The sequence below is a fragment of the Janthinobacterium sp. 35 genome (assembly GCF_002754575.1).
GTDB classification, from domain to species: Bacteria; Pseudomonadota; Gammaproteobacteria; order Burkholderiales; family Burkholderiaceae_D; genus Janthinobacterium; species Janthinobacterium tructae.
Map to the genome: position 1 here is coordinate 1,939,354 of NZ_PEFN01000001.1, position 14,539 is coordinate 1,953,892.

General features: G+C 62.9%; 12 protein-coding genes and 1 tRNA gene. 4 read left to right on the top strand and 9 right to left on the bottom strand.

Annotated features, from left to right (window positions below; all coding sequences use genetic code 11):
* Nucleotides 1–89: 89 nt before the first annotated feature.
* The 6 genes from CLU93_RS08735 to CLU93_RS08760 all read right to left on the bottom strand — a co-directional run bounded on the left by CLU93_RS08735 (nt 90) and on the right by CLU93_RS08760 (nt 7,564).
* The gene (locus CLU93_RS08735) at nt 90–1,919 is read right to left on the bottom strand and encodes a M61 family metallopeptidase (RefSeq protein ID WP_099760774.1); all 1,830 of its coding nucleotides are present in this window, start codon (nt 1,917–1,919) and stop codon (nt 90–92) included.
* A gap of 27 nt (nt 1,920–1,946) precedes the next feature.
* A complete protein-coding gene (locus CLU93_RS08740; RefSeq protein WP_099760775.1) occupies nt 1,947–2,555 on the bottom strand; it encodes a nucleotidyltransferase family protein in 609 nt (202 codons plus the stop codon).
* 13 nt (nt 2,556–2,568) lie between these two features.
* Complete coding sequence (locus CLU93_RS08745; protein WP_099760776.1) at nt 2,569–4,842, bottom strand: xanthine dehydrogenase family protein molybdopterin-binding subunit; 2,274 nt, start codon at nt 4,840–4,842, stop codon at nt 2,569–2,571.
* A gap of 10 nt (nt 4,843–4,852) precedes the next feature.
* Nucleotides 4,853–5,311: a (2Fe-2S)-binding protein gene (locus CLU93_RS08750; RefSeq protein ID WP_071079595.1), complete on the bottom strand. Its 459-nt coding sequence runs from the start codon at nt 5,309–5,311 to the stop codon at nt 4,853–4,855.
* A gap of 132 nt (nt 5,312–5,443) precedes the next feature.
* Complete coding sequence (locus tag CLU93_RS08755; RefSeq protein ID WP_282408207.1) at nt 5,444–6,160, bottom strand: DsbC family protein; 717 nt, start codon at nt 6,158–6,160, stop codon at nt 5,444–5,446.
* A gap of 171 nt (nt 6,161–6,331) precedes the next feature.
* The gene (locus tag CLU93_RS08760) at nt 6,332–7,564 is read right to left on the bottom strand and encodes an FAD-dependent monooxygenase (protein WP_243420114.1); all 1,233 of its coding nucleotides are present in this window, start codon (nt 7,562–7,564) and stop codon (nt 6,332–6,334) included.
* A gap of 275 nt (nt 7,565–7,839) precedes the next feature.
* Between CLU93_RS08760 and CLU93_RS08765 the strand changes: the two genes are divergently transcribed.
* Nucleotides 7,840–7,915, top strand: a tRNA-Phe gene (locus CLU93_RS08765).
* Nucleotides 7,916–7,965: 50 nt separating this feature from the next.
* Here CLU93_RS08765 and CLU93_RS08770 read toward each other — a convergent pair.
* The 3 genes from CLU93_RS08770 to CLU93_RS08780 all read right to left on the bottom strand — a co-directional run bounded on the left by CLU93_RS08770 (nt 7,966) and on the right by CLU93_RS08780 (nt 11,054).
* Nucleotides 7,966–8,760 carry a hypothetical protein gene (locus CLU93_RS08770; protein WP_143451724.1) on the bottom strand — a complete coding sequence of 265 codons (795 nt, stop codon included), beginning with the start codon at nt 8,758–8,760 and terminating at the stop codon, nt 7,966–7,968.
* 31 nt (nt 8,761–8,791) lie between these two features.
* Nucleotides 8,792–10,384 carry a DUF6861 domain-containing protein gene (locus CLU93_RS08775; protein ID WP_099760780.1) on the bottom strand — a complete coding sequence of 531 codons (1,593 nt, stop codon included), beginning with the start codon at nt 10,382–10,384 and terminating at the stop codon, nt 8,792–8,794.
* A gap of 130 nt (nt 10,385–10,514) precedes the next feature.
* Nucleotides 10,515–11,054, bottom strand: coding sequence for a DUF2058 domain-containing protein (locus CLU93_RS08780; protein WP_071079601.1), 540 nt, complete (start codon nt 11,052–11,054; stop codon nt 10,515–10,517).
* 266 nt (nt 11,055–11,320) lie between these two features.
* On the opposite strand from CLU93_RS08780, the gene CLU93_RS08785 reads away from it, so the two are divergent.
* From CLU93_RS08785 to CLU93_RS08795, 3 genes are all read left to right on the top strand, one after another.
* Nucleotides 11,321–11,626: a PsiF family protein gene (locus tag CLU93_RS08785; RefSeq protein WP_099760781.1), complete on the top strand. Its 306-nt coding sequence runs from the start codon at nt 11,321–11,323 to the stop codon at nt 11,624–11,626.
* Nucleotides 11,627–11,716: 90 nt separating this feature from the next.
* Entirely contained in the window at nt 11,717–12,127 is a 411-nt protein-coding gene (locus tag CLU93_RS08790; RefSeq protein ID WP_099760782.1) for an energy transducer TonB, read from the top strand.
* Nucleotides 12,128–12,243: 116 nt separating this feature from the next.
* Nucleotides 12,244–14,511: a putative bifunctional diguanylate cyclase/phosphodiesterase gene (locus CLU93_RS08795; protein ID WP_257224912.1), complete on the top strand. Its 2,268-nt coding sequence runs from the start codon at nt 12,244–12,246 to the stop codon at nt 14,509–14,511.
* The last annotated feature ends 28 nt before the right edge of the window (nt 14,512–14,539 follow it).

Sequence of the window (14,539 nt, forward strand, 5' to 3'; positions counted from 1 at the left end):
GTGGATTACTTGCATTGAAGAAGTGGCATCTTGAAATGAAAAACCGGCCATAACGGCCGGTTCTCTGTCTTAACGCATGACCATCAGCATCATGCCGCGCTAGGACGCTTCGGCCCCGTGGCTTTCTTTGGCGCGGGCAGCAATGCCAGGCTGACGCCAGGAACACGGTCGCCCTGCAATACGGTGGCAAACGTCATCAGCTCGTCGCGGCGGAAGGCGTGGATGGCCACCCTGGCGCCGACGGCGTAACGGCCCAACAAGGTATCGAGGTTGGTGCCCGTCACGCGCAAGCCATCGACCGCCACCAGCACGTCGCCCGCCGACAGGCCAGCCATGTGGGCGGCGCCGCCCTGGTGTACCTGCGCCAGTTTGGCGTCGTTGCCGTCGCGGCCCAGGTTGACGTCCAGGCTGGGCTTTTCCGCCCTGCGCGCGTCGCTGTATTTCACGCCGAACGGCGCCAGCAGGCGCGCCAGCGGCACGTCGTCCGTGCCGCGGATGTAGCGCTCGAAGAACGGCTTCATGCGCGTGCCGGAAATCTCATCGAACAGCGCTTCGACTTCGGCCGGCGTCACGCCACGGCCCTTGCCCTTGTAGAAATCGCGGCCATAGCGCTGCCACAGCGCCTGCATCACATCGTCCAGCGACTTTTCACCGTTCGTCTTGCTGCGGATCGTCAGGTCGAAGGCCAGCGCGATCAGCGAACCCTTGGTGTAATAGCTGACGATGGCGTTCGGCGCGTTTTCATCCTGGCGGTAGTACTTGCCCCAGGCGTCGAAGCTGGAATCGGCCACGCTTTGCTTGGTACGGCCGCTGCCGCGCAGCACACTGTTGACGGTCTTGCCCAGCAATTTGAAATAGGCTGCCTCGTCGATCAGGCCCGCGCGCACCAGCATCAGGTCGTCGTAATAGCTGGTGAAGCCCTCGAATAGCCACAGCAGCGGCGAATAGCTTTCCGCCTGCAGGTTGTATGGCGCAAAGGCGGCCGGCTTGATGCGCTTGACGTTCCAGGTGTGGAAGTACTCGTGGCTGCACAGGCCGAGGAATTTCAGGTAGCCGTCGCCGATCTCCGTGCTGGTCGACGCCGTCGTCGGCAAGTCGGCACGGGCGCAAATCAGCGCCGTCGAGGCACGGTGTTCCAGGCCGCCGTAACCGTCGCCGACGGCCATGGTCATGAACACATAGCGGTCCATCGGGGCTTTTTTCGTCTTCGGCTCGAAGAAGGCGATCTGCGTTTCGCAGATGGCTTTCAGGTCGCGGCACAAACGGTCCAGGTCCAGGTTCGGCACCTTGCCCGTGACGACGATATCGTGCGGCACGCCATACGCCTTGAAAGTGGCCAGCGCGAAGTCGCCCATCTCCACCGGATGGTCGATCAGCTCATCGTAGTTGGCCGCCTGGTAGCTGCCGAAGCCATAGCGCTTCGCCTTGAGTTCCGGCAGGGTGGTGGCGACTCGCCAGGTCTTGCAGGCCGCATCCTTCGGCTGCACGATGTGCACCTCGTGCGGCTCGGCCTCCTGGCCCAGTACGCGCAGGAACACGCTGGTGCCATTGAAGAAGCCGTGATTCTGGTCCAGGTGCGCGGCGCGCACGGACAAGTCCCAGGCATACACGTCGTATTCGAGCGTCAAGGCGCCCTTGCACGGAGCGGCTTGCCACGAATGCTTGTCCAGCTTGGTCAGCGCCACGGCCTTGCCCTCGGACTCGGCGCGGATGCTGACGATGTTGCGCGAAAATTCGCGGATCATGTAGCTGCCCGGGATCCAGGCCGGCAAGGACAAGACCTGGCCGATGGCGGCCGGCGACTTGACCGTCAAGGTGACCTTGAACATGTGGCCAGCCAGGTCAGAGGCGGCGATGCTGTAGATGATGCCGGCGGCGGGCGCCTTGGCGATGCTTTTTTTAATTGGAGCTTTTTTCATGTTTTTCTCGTGTCTGGCATGGATGTTCTAAAGTCGCCCGGGCGCGCCATGCACCGGCGACAAATCGTCAGGTGTATCAATATCGCGCAAGATGCCGCTGTCGTCCACTGTCACGTCGCATACGGCATGGCTGTTGACGATGCTGCGCGCGCCCTGGTCGCCATCGAGCGCCAGCAGCAGCGGCAAGTGAAAGGCACTGAACGCGACAGGATTGCCGCGCCGGCCCTGGAACACGGGCACGGCGATGTGCGCGCCATTGCCGATGGCTTCCGACAAGGCGGCGATTGTAGCCGGTTCTACACCAGGCATGTCGCCCAGGGCGATCAGCCAGCCCGGTGCGCCGCGCACGTAATCGATGGCGCAGGTGAGCGAGGCGGCCATGCCCGTATCGGCATCATGGCAGACGCGCACCTCGCAGCCCAGCGCGCCGAGCACGCGCGCCACCTGCGTGTCGTCGGCACGCACCACGGCCAGCACGCGCGGCAAGGCCGCCAGCATGTTCGTCGCTGCCGCCACCACGACCGGCAAGCCAGCATGCGGGCCTTCCGTCAACGGCTGCAATAATTTGTTCTGCACGCCGGAAGGGTCGAACCTGCGTCCCCTTCCGGCTGCCAGCAAGATGCCGACCGTACTCAAAAAACGGCTACCGTCATGCGGCCGCCAAATCAAACGGCAGCTTGCGCAGGCGCTTGCCCGTCAGCGCGAACAGCGCATTGGCAAACGCAGGCGCCAGCGGCGGCACGCCCGGTTCGCCCATGCCCGTCGGTGCGTCGCCCGATGGCACCAGGTGCACCTCGATCACCGGCATCTCGGGCATGCGCGGGACAGGGTAGTCGCCAAAGTTCTGCTGCTGCACCACGCCATCCTTGAGCGTGATGGCCGCGCCGGGAATGGTCATGCCCAGCGCCATCAGCGCGGCGCCCTGCACTTGCGCCTCGATCGTCAGGGGATTGACGGCCAGGTTGCAATGCACGCCCGCCCATACCTGGTGCAGCCTGGGCGCGCCTTTGACCACCGAAGCCGTCACCACGTAGGCAACCACGGAATTGAACGATTCATGCATGGCCACGCCCCAGGCCTGCCCCTTCGGCAGCTTCTTCCTGCCATAGCCGGACTTGGCCACGGCCAGGTCCAGCGCGGCGATGTGGCGCGTGTGCTTGGCGTCGATCAGCTGCTTGCGGTAGGCGACGGGGTCCATCTTTGCCACATGCGCCGCTTCGTCGATCAGGGTTTCCATGACGAAGGCCGTGTGCGTCGAGCCGACGGAGCGCCACCACAGCACGGGCACGTTCGCCTTGGCCGTGTGCACGGACAATTTCATCGGCAGGGTGTACGGCTCGCCCATGCCTTCGACCATGGTGCCATCGACGCCATTTTTCACCATGAACGCTTCGAACGGCGTGCCGGCCATGATGGACTGGCCGACGATGGTGTGGTCCCAGGCGAGAATCTTGCCCTTGGCGTCGAGGCCGATCTGCGCGCGGTGCACATGCGACGGCCGGTAGTAGCCGCCCTTGATGTCATCCTCGCGGCTCCACATCAGTTTCAGCGGCCCGCTCTTGCCCGCCGCCCGGTACGCCTTGGCCACATTGACGGCTTCGACCACGTAATCGGACGAGGGCACGGCGCGCCGGCCGAAACCGCCGCCGGCCATCATCGTGTGCAGGGTCACCTGTTCGGGTTTCAGTCCGGACGTGGCGGCAATCGCCGCCTGGTCGCCGGTCTGGAATTGCGAGCCGACCCACATCGTGCATTTGTCGGCCTGAAGGTCCACGACGCAGTTGAGCGGCTCCATCGGCGCGTGTGCCAGATAGGGGAATTCGTAGACGGCCTCGATTTTTTTCGGCGCCTTGGATAATGCTGCGACATCGAATGCGCGCGCCACCGTACCGGGCGTCTTGGCCAGCGCCTTGAAGGCCGCCAGTTGCTGGTCGCTGCTGACCTTTTCCACGGCGCTGCTGTCCCACTCGATCACCAGCGCGTCGCGTCCCTGCTTGGCCGGCCAGTAGCCGTCGGCAATCACCGCCACACCGCTGCCGCCACGGTCGGTTTTGACTTCCAGCACCTCCAGCACGCCTTTGATGGCCTTGGCCTTGCTGGCGTCGAACTTCGCTACTTTCGCGCCAAACACGGGCGGGCGCGCCACCATGGCCACTTTCGCGCCGGGCGGCTTGAAGTCGATGCCGAACTGCTGTTTTCCCGTCGACTTGGCAGCCGCGTCGAGCCGTTTCACGGGTTTGCCGATGATGGCAAAGTCGCGCGGGTCCTTCAGCTTGACGCTGGCAGGCACGGGTTGGCGCATGGCCGCGTCGGCAAGTTCGCCGTACGTCGCCTTTTGCCCGCCGGGGCCATACAGCACGCCTTTCGCGGCGCGCACCTGGTCGGGACTGACTTTCCACTGTGCGGCAGCGGCGCCCACCAGCATGGCGCGCGCCTTGGCGCCGATTTCGCGGTACTGCGTAAACGAATGGGCGATGCTGCCGGAACCACCCGTCATCTGCATGCCGTAGGCGGCATCCTTGTACTGCTCGCCGGCCGGCGCCAGCGCGCCATGCACCAGGCTCCAGTCGGCGTCGAGTTCCTCGGCGATCAGCATGGGCAAGCTCGTTTGCACGCCCTGGCCGAATTCCAGCCGGTTCACCTGCACCGTCACCGTGTTATCGGGGGCGATGTGCAAAAAGGCGTTCGGCGCATACGCGGGTTTGGCGGGCGCGGCATCGGCCGCCTGCGCCAGCTTGCCTGCGCCGGGCAGGAAAAAGCCCAGCATCAAGCCGCCGCCGGCCACCGCGCCGGCCTTCATGAAACCGCGCCGCGAGACGCCATCGGCCGCGCCAACCACAGCCACCGGCGCCGCTGCCAGCGCCGCGCCCAGGGTCACGCCGCCATGCTGCAATGCTTCCTGATTCAACCATTCGATACGCATGCCGTTCTCCTCAGGCCAGGGTCTTGGCCGCGTCCTTGATGGCTGCGCGGATCCGTTGATAGGTGCCGCAGCGGCAGATATTGCCGCTCATGGCGCCGTCGATATCGGCATCGCTGGGCGCCTTGTTGCTGCGCAACAGCGCCGTGGCGCTCATCACCTGGCCGCTTTGACAGTAGCCGCATTGCGGCACGTCGTGGCGCACCCATGCCGCCTGCACCGCCTTGCCCACCTGGTCGTTTTCCATCGCTTCGATGGTGGTGATCTTTTGTGCGCCCACCGAGGAAATCGGCGTGATGCACGAGCGAATCGGCTGGCCGTCGAGATGCACCGTACAGGCGCCGCACAGGGCCGCGCCGCAACCGAATTTGGTGCCCGTCATGTTCAGATTATCGCGCAGCGCCCACAGGATGGGCGTGGAAGGATCGGCGTCGACCTGCGTGTCGCGTCCGTTGATATTCAGTGTAATCATCTGCTGCTTCCCCTTTTTTGGATTGTTATGGCATCTACAAACAACACTTGATGATACGACAGCGGAAAAAAGTGCAAAAAAAAGCGCGCCTTGCGAGGGCGCGCCGTCCAGCCTTCCTGGCGACAGCCCGGATTACTTAATGGTCGAGAATTTCTGTTCCAGCGTTTTCGCATCGACTGCGCCCGGAATGCGGCTGCCGTCGGCAAAGAAGATGGCCGGCGTGCCCGAGACGCGCAACTGCTGGCCCAGGGCCAGGATTTTTTCATGCGGATTGGCGCACGTGGCGGCCACCGTGGCTGGCGCCTTGCCGTTCAACATCCAGTCATCCCAGGCCTTGTTGCGGTCAGGTGCGCACCAGACATTGCGCGACTTGACGATGGAGTCCGGCGACAGGATGTTGTACATGAAGGTGTAGACGGTGACGTTGTCGATTTCCTTCAGCGCGTTCTGGCGGAAGCGCTTGCAATAGCCGCAGTTCGGATCTTCGAACACGGCGATCACGCGCTTGCCATTGCCCTTGACGGTTTTCATGGCCGAGTCGAGCGGCAGGTCGGAGAACTTGATGCGGTTGACTTCGTCCAGGCGCACCTTGGTCAGGTCTTGCGAGGTCTTGGCGTCGAAGACGTGGCCCACGAACAGGTATTGCGCGGCCTTGTCCGTGTACAGGATGTCGCCACCCGTGCGCACTTCGTACAGGCCGCCGTACGGCGTTTCCTTGACCGAATCGACCTTGGCGCCTTCGCCCAGGCGCGGCTCGATCAGCTTTTTGATGCTCGCTTCCGTCGGCGTTTCCGCGCCGGCGCACGACATCATCAGGCCCGAGGCCATCAGCAAGGCAATTTTGCTCATGCTTTTGTTCATTGTTATCACTATCACTTCTCCACTTGAAACGCCCGGCGAAACTGGCAGGGAGCCCGGCGTCGTTATCTCTTTGATAAAACGATCGCCGCAGACCAGCTGCGGCGACCTTGAATTTTCACTGCTACCATTATCCAGCGATATCTTAAGACTTCCTGATTTTCACTGATGCCCCAATGCGTGCGAAATCATTTTTCGCTTCAGGGCAGGTAATTTATCGAGCAAGTTTAATCCCAAATTGCGAACCACGCGCAGCGGCTCCAGATCGGCGCCGAATAATCGCGCCAGGCCGTCGGTGGCCAGCTGCATCAGCAGCACATCTTCCTTGCGCGCGCGCGCATAGCGGGCCAGCACGCGCTCGTCGCCGATGCCGCGGTGCGCTTCGCGTTCGCTGATCGTCTTGACCAGCTGCGCCACGTCGGCAAAGCCCAGGTTCATGCCGTGGCCGGCCATCGGGTGCACCACGTGGGCGGCGTCGCCGACCAGGGCCACGCGCGGCGCCACCATGGCGTGCGGGCGCATCAGGGTCAGCGGAAACGCGCGCACCAGTTCCGGCTGCAGCGGCGTGAGTTTACCCAGTTTGTCGTGGCAATACGCGGCCAGGCGCGCGGCCAGGGCGTCGGCCGATTCGGCCATCAGGGTATCGGCCAGCGCATCGGGCGCCGACCAGACCAGCGACACGCGCTCGCCCGGCAGCGGCAGCAGCGCGACGATGCCTTCGCTGCCCGTAAACCACTGGTGGGCCGCGCCATGGTGCGGCTTTTCGCAGGCGAAGTTGCTGACCACGCCGCGCTGGCCATACGAGCGGTAATCGAGGCCGATGTCGCACTGGCCGCGCACCCACGATTGGGCACCGTCCGCGCCGACCACCAGCGCGCAGGTGATGGTATCGCCGCCGTCGAGGTGCACGATGGCCGAGTCATTCGTCCATTCCAGGCGGCTGGCGCGGCCCTGCACCACGCTGACGTTAGGCGCGAATTTCAGGGCAGCGTCCAGCGCCTGGCCCAGGTTGCGGTCTTCGATGATCCACGCCAGGGTAGCCACATGGGCGCCGTAGGCGTCGAAACCGAGTCCGCCCGCCTGCGCGCCGTCGCCGTTGACCAGCATGGCGTCGACGGGCGCCACCCTGTCACCCTCCAGGGCGCCCCACACCTTCAGCGACGACAGCAGCTGGTGCGCCGTGTGATTGAGCGCGTACACGCGCACGTCCCAACTGGCTTCGACCGGCTTGACAGTGGGTGCAGGAGGGCTCACCGGGGATAACAGGGTGACGCTTTGTCCTGCCTGGGCAAACGCCAGCGCCGTGGTTTTCGCGATGGCGCCATTGCCGACGATGCAAACGTCGCTGTGGCTGTGCATGAAGCGCCGCATGGTGGGGGGAGTGGGACTGTTCATGCGGCCATTATAGCGTTTGCCCCATGCTTTTCAGATAGTCCGGAAGTATAGGACGCCGGCCCCAGATCAAGCCGCGCCATCGCGTTCATGCGGCAGTCCTCTCAAGTCAGTAACGAGGACCAGACTATGCGTCCATGCTTTATTGATAAAAATAGTGAGCACATCAAATAATTTTTGCTTCACAAGCAAATAAAGCGATGCTGACGCAGGAAATCGGGGAAAAGTCGCAGCCGGCTCTTGCATTCCCGTTTTGGTCTGCTATAATTCGCCACCTTGGCCTGGTAGCTCAGTCGGTAGAGCAGAGGATTGAAAATCCTTGTGTCGGTGGTTCGATTCCGCCCCGGGCCACCAAGAATTCGTAATACGTTCAAAAACGCCACCTTCGGGTGGCGTTTTTGCGTTTATCGTCCCATCCCGCTTTCACGCTGCGCATCGCGCTGCGGCGCCAGCGACAAGGCCTTCTGCGGCTCTTGATTCAATGAATCCAGCAACGCGACCACAGCCTGCTCGATGGCTTGCCATTCGTGCAGATGGCTGCGAAAGTAGCTGACTTGGATATGAGAATTTCTCAAGCCGTGCAGGAAAATATCGTGCGAGCAGCGGGGATTAATGACCAACTTGCCGCGCTTCTTCAGCGCGTTCGCTCTTTCCGTACCAGGATCGGGAAAAAAATCGGGGTCGCAGACAATCTGCGTTTCTATCCGCTCGCGCGATGGATATAGATACAAGTCCTTTTCATAAAACACCGTGATCACATCTTCCCGCACGCGCTGCGGCAGATCGTTGTGTGCATAGCGCAGCAAGCCATGGCGTGACGCCGCCTGCTTGCGATTCGGCATCCAGATCGAGCTGAAGTGCTGGGCAAGCTGATACTTTTCCGCCAGCGTGTTGGCGTCAAAATGCTGCACCAGAATGGAGACTTCATCCTGATAACGGATCCAGACGGGCGTATTGTCATGCGGAGTGATGAAGGGCAGCAACTTGCCCCCCGTCCACCGCGCTTGCAAGAGCAAACCCTGCCTGTTGCCGGCTTGCTCGTACAAGCCCCGCATATAGCTTGGAATATAGTTCGCGGGAATGAGAAGCTTATTGCCATTGACCATCATGTGCAGTTCGGTCGGTGGCTGTTTGCGTGGCGACGCATACCAGGCCAGGGCGGCCAGACAGAAAATGGCAAGCAATATCTTTGTTGCCAAATGTCGCTTGCACGGGGGTGGTTGCCTCATCTTACTGCCCCGGCATCAGATGAGAGAGGTCCTGCGGATGTTTGTCCATCGGACGCAGACGTTCCAGGCGGAACAGCCTGTCCAGATCCAATTGCTTGCGCAGCCGCTCAGGCGCCATGTCCATGCCGAAGCTGCCATCCATGGCGGCCGGATAATCGAAATGCATGCGCGACCAGGCGCCATTCGCGTAGCGCCAACTGCCGATCTTGTCCGCGTCGGCATAGGCCTGGAATGGATCGAGGGCGTAGCCTGACGTGAGCACGCCAATTTTCCCCAGCCAGGCGGCATGCTCCATGGAATTTACTCCGTTCAATAACGCGCGCCCTTCCGACCGCAAAACACGCGATGCATTGACGTAAAAGCGCTCATCGAGCATGGCCTGCCAGACTTTCTCCGCGCCTGCGACATCATGGGCATTCAGATAAGGAGACAGAGGAACATGGGCGGTCCACGCATATGCATCCAGGTCAAATTTGGCAAATGTATCGACGTGATATCTCGCCACATCTTCCACCGAAAGCGATGCGATTTTCCCCAGCGCCATCGAATTCGGCCGATATTTTTCACGATATCCAAGATCAGCCCGCATCAGCTCGATGCCAAACTGATCCCAGTCGCGCTCGCTCATCACTCTCCCAAGCTGATCTGCCCGCATCTGTGCATAGCCGTTGGCAATGGCGCCGCTGATGGTGTCATTGCGCACGACACCCAGTGCCAGCCGCGCATAACGGTCGCCGCCGGCGGCCAGATAGTTCCAGTAGGCTTCACGGTCGCCCTGGGCCGCGTAGAAGCGCAGGATTTCCATGTCGCGCGCGACCTTGTTTGCGTTTGCCACCACGCCTTTGACGGCAGTGGCCGGCGCGGTGCGCGCCAGCATGGCTGGCGCCGTCTCGATCGCCGCCGTTCGCGCCTGCAAGGACGGATGTCTGGCCAGCGCCAGTTCATTGCGCGCCAGCCACATGGCGACCTTGGGGCCGAGCCGCGCATTGTGCATGGCGGCGCCGAGTATGGCTTGCCGCCGCATGCTGCCATGGCGTAAACCGAGGCTCACGCTGCGCAGCATGGCGGTGACGGCGAGCACATGGCCATGGGCGAAATCGGCCGCAACCATGCTGGCATGGGGCGCTGGGCGATGCAAGTCAGACACAACAAAGCGGGCGCGCGCAGGATCAGCCCCCCATAGTTTGCCTAAGCCCATGCGGTAAGTGCTGCCGGCGTCACGCAGGCCGGCAACCATGGACTTGCCCATGGCGCCCGCGTTAAACACCTGCGCCAGCATGGCTTCCAGCGCAGCCTGCGATGCCAGCGTCGCCATGCCCAGGCACAAGGCGACATCATGGCAAATTTCGCTCAGCTGTGGCCATATGGTGGCAATATCGACCTGCGAAAACTGCAGGCGCAAACGCTTGAGCGCTGAATCTTTGGCGTAATCGAGCGCCTGCAGCACGCGACGCGAGCGGTTCTCAGCACGCATCAGGACAGCGGTATCATGCCTTGCATGCAACAGATGGCGCCGCAGGTCACGCTCGGCTTGCTGATCGAGCGCCACCAGCATGGCATGCAGGCGCGAGCGGTCGTAGGGAAGTATCGTCATGGCATACCCGATGGGAAGATTCCCACAGCATGCCGCGCTGGGCTGTGCCGACCTTGAGCAGCCTCAGCGATTGCTCTTATTTTCTTGCTTCCAGCATCTGCATTCGTGTCTCAACGCTGCAAGCGCGGCCTTACCACATCAAATCATCAGGAATCTGGAACGCCGCGTACGGATCGTCCTCGTCCACTTCCGTGCTGGCCTGTTTCACGCGCACGACGATGGCCGGATCGCGTTCGGCGATCTTGTCGGCGATGATGCGCGGCACCAGCTCCACGGCGCCGCCCAGGCAGATGATCACCAGACGGCCCGCCACCAGGTGGGCTTGCACGGCGGCCGTCACGTAGATGCGCTCGATCTTGTTATTAAAAGTGAAGTTGTACGGCAGCTCGCCGTGGTTGCCCTTGCTCTGGCGGTTTTTTTGCACCATTTGCGCAATCTGCGCCACGATGGCTTTCTGGTTGGCGGCCGCGTCGCGCTGCGCGTTCAGTTCGCGCGCACGTTCCGCGTTCTTGCGCTGCGTCTCGAGCGCGGCCAGGCGCACTTCGTCGACACTTTGCGTGCCGCTCTTGCGCTCGTCCTTTTTTTGCTTGCTCTTGTCCTGGTTGGCCAGCTTGACCTTCTTCTTGTCGACCAGGCCGGCCTTTAAAAACTGCTCTTGCAACGAGACCATAACTACTCCGTATTGAGGGTGCGCCGGCCAAGGCAGCGGCATCGACCGGTGGAAAGACGCTAGCATAACAAAAAACAGGGCCACTGCCGCCGCAACATGGCTGCCCGGGCCAGCCGGTGGTCGCATGGCGCCTGGCAGTAACAAAAAGACACACACGCGTGGAAATTTTGTTGATAAATGTCATATAGTTAGTTACGTTCTGCATATCGGCAGTGAACTGCCGATTGCACGTCCCCTTCCATCGCCTGCGTCTACAAGGATTTGCCATGAAACAATTAATCGCCCTCTGCATCGCTGCCGCGTTTGCCAGCACCGCCTTTGCCGCCGCACCGGAAGCGGCCCCCGCCGCCAAGACGGCGCAGCAGTCGAAAATGACCACCTGCAATGCCGATGCCGCTGGCAAGAAGGGCGATGAGCGCAAAGCCTTCATGAAGGAATGCCTGAGCGCCAAGCCGGCACCTGCCATGACGCAGCAAACCAAGATGAAAACGTGCAATGCCGATGCCAAGGACATGAAGGGCGACGCGCGCAAGGCATTCATGAAAGAATGCCTGAGCGCCCCCAAGAAATAAGCGCCGGTTCGAAGCGCCAGTGCGCGCTTCACCCCATAGCGCCAGCCGAAAGGCTGGCTTTTTTTTGTTCCCGCCACCTGGAGTTCCCTCTTGCCCTATCGCCTGTCCCCTTTCTCTGCCGGCAGCCTGCTGGCCACCGCCTGCCTCGCCATCCTCCTGGCAGGCTGTCACACAAGCACGCCGGCGCCCGTTGCGGCACCTGCCGTGCGCGTGCCGGCCAGTATGCCGGCTGCTTGTACCCCGCCAGCCTGGCCCCCGGGGGAGCAACGGCGCGGCGCCCAAGGCAGAGTGACCTTGCACTTCACGGTGGAGGCGGACGGCAAGGTCAGCGCAGCGGCAGTCATCCGCTCCAGTGGCTATCCCGCCCTCGACCAGGCAGCCCGCGATGCGCTGGCCAAGTGCCTCTTCCAGCCGGAAACGCTGGATGGCAAGCCCGTCGCCAGCAAAGTGATCATGCCTTACGCATGGATCAATGCATCCGTCGACAAGGCTGAACGTTGAACGCCGGAAATCATGATGAATGATCAAGATGACATGGAGAAAGATAACGCGTAGTATTTAGTCAACCTACTGCTCAGTACGGTTACACGGCATTCTGGAGAAAGGACGGCAGCGTGGTGGCGTCGAACGATCTCGCGCACTGGCGCGGCCAGGTCTTCAAGCACCTGCTGCAGGTGGTGCTGCTGCTTGGCTTCGTGACGGCCATTCCCAGCGCGCTGCTGGCCGCGAGCGAAGCCATCTGGTCCATTGTCGCCCTCGACTTGCTGGCCCTCGGCTGGATCGGCGTCATCTGGCATCTGCGCGCCATGCCCTACCGCTGGCGCGTGTGGCAATTTCTCATCGTCGCCTACCTGGTGGGCGTGGGCTTGCTGCTGAAAATCGGCCCCGTCAGCCAGATCTACATGATGCTCATGCCCGTGCTGGCGGCACTGCTGCTGGGCATGCGGCCCGCCCTGTTCACCCTGGCTCTGACCTCGCTGACCATCTTTTTGCTCGGCCTGCACCCGGACGTCGCCCTGCACCTGCCGGGCACACCCGACTCTCCCGTGCTGCGCGCGCTGATCGTGGCCCTGAACTTCCTGTTCATCGCCGCCGTGCTGACCCTGTCCTGCGCCTTCCTGCTGCGCCACCTGGAAGACAGCAGCCAGGCCCTGTCGCAACGCAACGCCGAGCTGCGCTTGACGGCCACGGCGCTGGCCCGCCTGAACGACATGGTGATGATCGCCGAAGTGGCCGAAGTGGCTGATGCCGCGCCCGGCTCCGGCGCCGGGACGGTATCGGCCACGCGCATCATCTTCGTCAACGACGCCTTCGAGCGCAGCAGCGGCTATGCGCGTGCCGAGGTGCTGGGCCGCAGCCTGCTGTTCCAGCAGGGCCCCGCCACCGAGGCGGGCGAACTGGCGCGCGTCGCCGCCGCCATGGCCCGCGCCCAGCCGGCCAGGGCGGAATTGCTGAACTACAACAAGGCCGGCAAGGCGTACTGGGTCGAAGCGGAACTGGTGCCGTTTACGGATGCAGACGGCAGGCAAACGCACTGGGTGGCGGTCGAACGCGAAATCGACGAGCGCAAGCGATCGGAAGCGGACATCCACCGCCTGGCCTTCTACGACGTGCTGACGGGCTTGCCCAACCGGCGCCTGTTGATGGACCGCATCGCCCACTTGCTGGCCGCCGCGCCGCGCGACCATAAAATCAGTGCGCTGATGTTCATCGACCTCGACCACTTCAAGCACATCAACGACGCGCGCGGCCACGCCACCGGCGACGCGCTGCTGCGCCTGGCGGGCGAACGGCTGGCACAGCTGATGCGCAAGGCCGACACGGTGGCGCGCATCGGCGGCGACGAATTCGTCGTGCTGCTGGCGCACCTGGCCGCTGACTTGCACGGCGCGGCCCATGCGGCGGCCCAGGTGGCCGAGAAAATCCGCACCGCCATCGCGCGCGACTTCGAGATCGGCGGGCAGTCGTATCATTGCAGCGCCAGCATCGGCGTGACCCTGCTGCCGAAAGCGCAGCAGCAGGCGCATGACTTGCTGCGCGAAGCCGATATCGCCATGTACCGCGCCAAGGCGGAAGGGCGCAACGGCATCGCCTTCTTTGAAGCGGCCATGCAGGCGGACGTGGAGCGTCGCCTGACCCTGGAACGGGCGCTGGCGCGCGCGCTCGATGCCAGTCAATTATGCATGCACGTGCAGCCGCAGGTCGACCGCCATGGCCGGGTGACGGGCGCCGAAATGCTGATGCGCTGGCCGCAGCCGGACGGCAGCTTTATCGCACCGGGCATCTTCATCCCCATCGCCGAGGAATCAGGGCTGATCGTCAAGCTGGGGCATTGGGCCCTGCGCGAAGCGTGCCGCGCCGCCAGCCTGCTGGCACAGGCTGGCCGGCCCGTTCCCCTGTCCGTGAACGTCAGCCCGGCCCAGTTTCGCCAGCCCGATTTCGCCTCCCGCGTGCAGGCGGCGCTGGCCGAACACGGCACGCCGGCCGGCGCCCTGATCCTGGAATTGACGGAAGGCTTGCTGATCGACCAGCGCGACGCCTCGCTGGCGCGCATGCGCGAACTGGCAGCCCTGGGCATCCGCTTTTCCATCGACGATTTCGGCACCGGCTATTCGAGCCTCGCCTACCTGACCTCGATGCCGCTGTACGAACTCAAAATCGACAAACGCTTCATCGACGACACGCCACACGACACGGCCATCGTGCAGGCGATCCTGGCCATGGCGCGCCACCTGGGCTTGCGCGTGGTGGCCGAAGGCGTGGAAACGCAGGAGCAGGCCGACTTCCTGGTCGCCCACGATTGCGACGGCTTGCAGGGTTACCTGTATGCGCGGCCGATGCCGCTAGCCGACTTTCTCGCCTGGCAGGTCCGGCAGCAAGCTTAGCTTTCCGACATTTCCTGTACGAAACTCC

Excerpts from the sequence above, each read along its gene's own strand:
- CLU93_RS08785 (WP_099760781.1), top strand. The coding sequence starts at position 11,321 with ATGAAACAATTAATCGCCCTCTGCATCGCTGCCGCGTTTGCCAGCACC.
- CLU93_RS08780 (WP_071079601.1), bottom strand. The coding sequence starts at position 11,054 with ATGGTCTCGTTGCAAGAGCAGTTTTTAAAGGCCGGCCTGGTCGACAAG.
- CLU93_RS08745 (WP_099760776.1), bottom strand. The coding sequence starts at position 4,842 with ATGCGTATCGAATGGTTGAATCAGGAAGCATTGCAGCATGGCGGCGTG.
- CLU93_RS08775 (WP_099760780.1), bottom strand. The coding sequence starts at position 10,384 with ATGACGATACTTCCCTACGACCGCTCGCGCCTGCATGCCATGCTGGTG.
- CLU93_RS08750 (WP_071079595.1), bottom strand. The coding sequence starts at position 5,311 with ATGATTACACTGAATATCAACGGACGCGACACGCAGGTCGACGCCGAT.
- CLU93_RS08755 (WP_282408207.1), bottom strand. The coding sequence starts at position 6,160 with ATGAGCAAAATTGCCTTGCTGATGGCCTCGGGCCTGATGATGTCGTGC.
- CLU93_RS08735 (WP_099760774.1), bottom strand. The coding sequence starts at position 1,919 with ATGAAAAAAGCTCCAATTAAAAAAAGCATCGCCAAGGCGCCCGCCGCC.
- CLU93_RS08760 (WP_243420114.1), bottom strand. The coding sequence starts at position 7,564 with ATGAACAGTCCCACTCCCCCCACCATGCGGCGCTTCATGCACAGCCAC.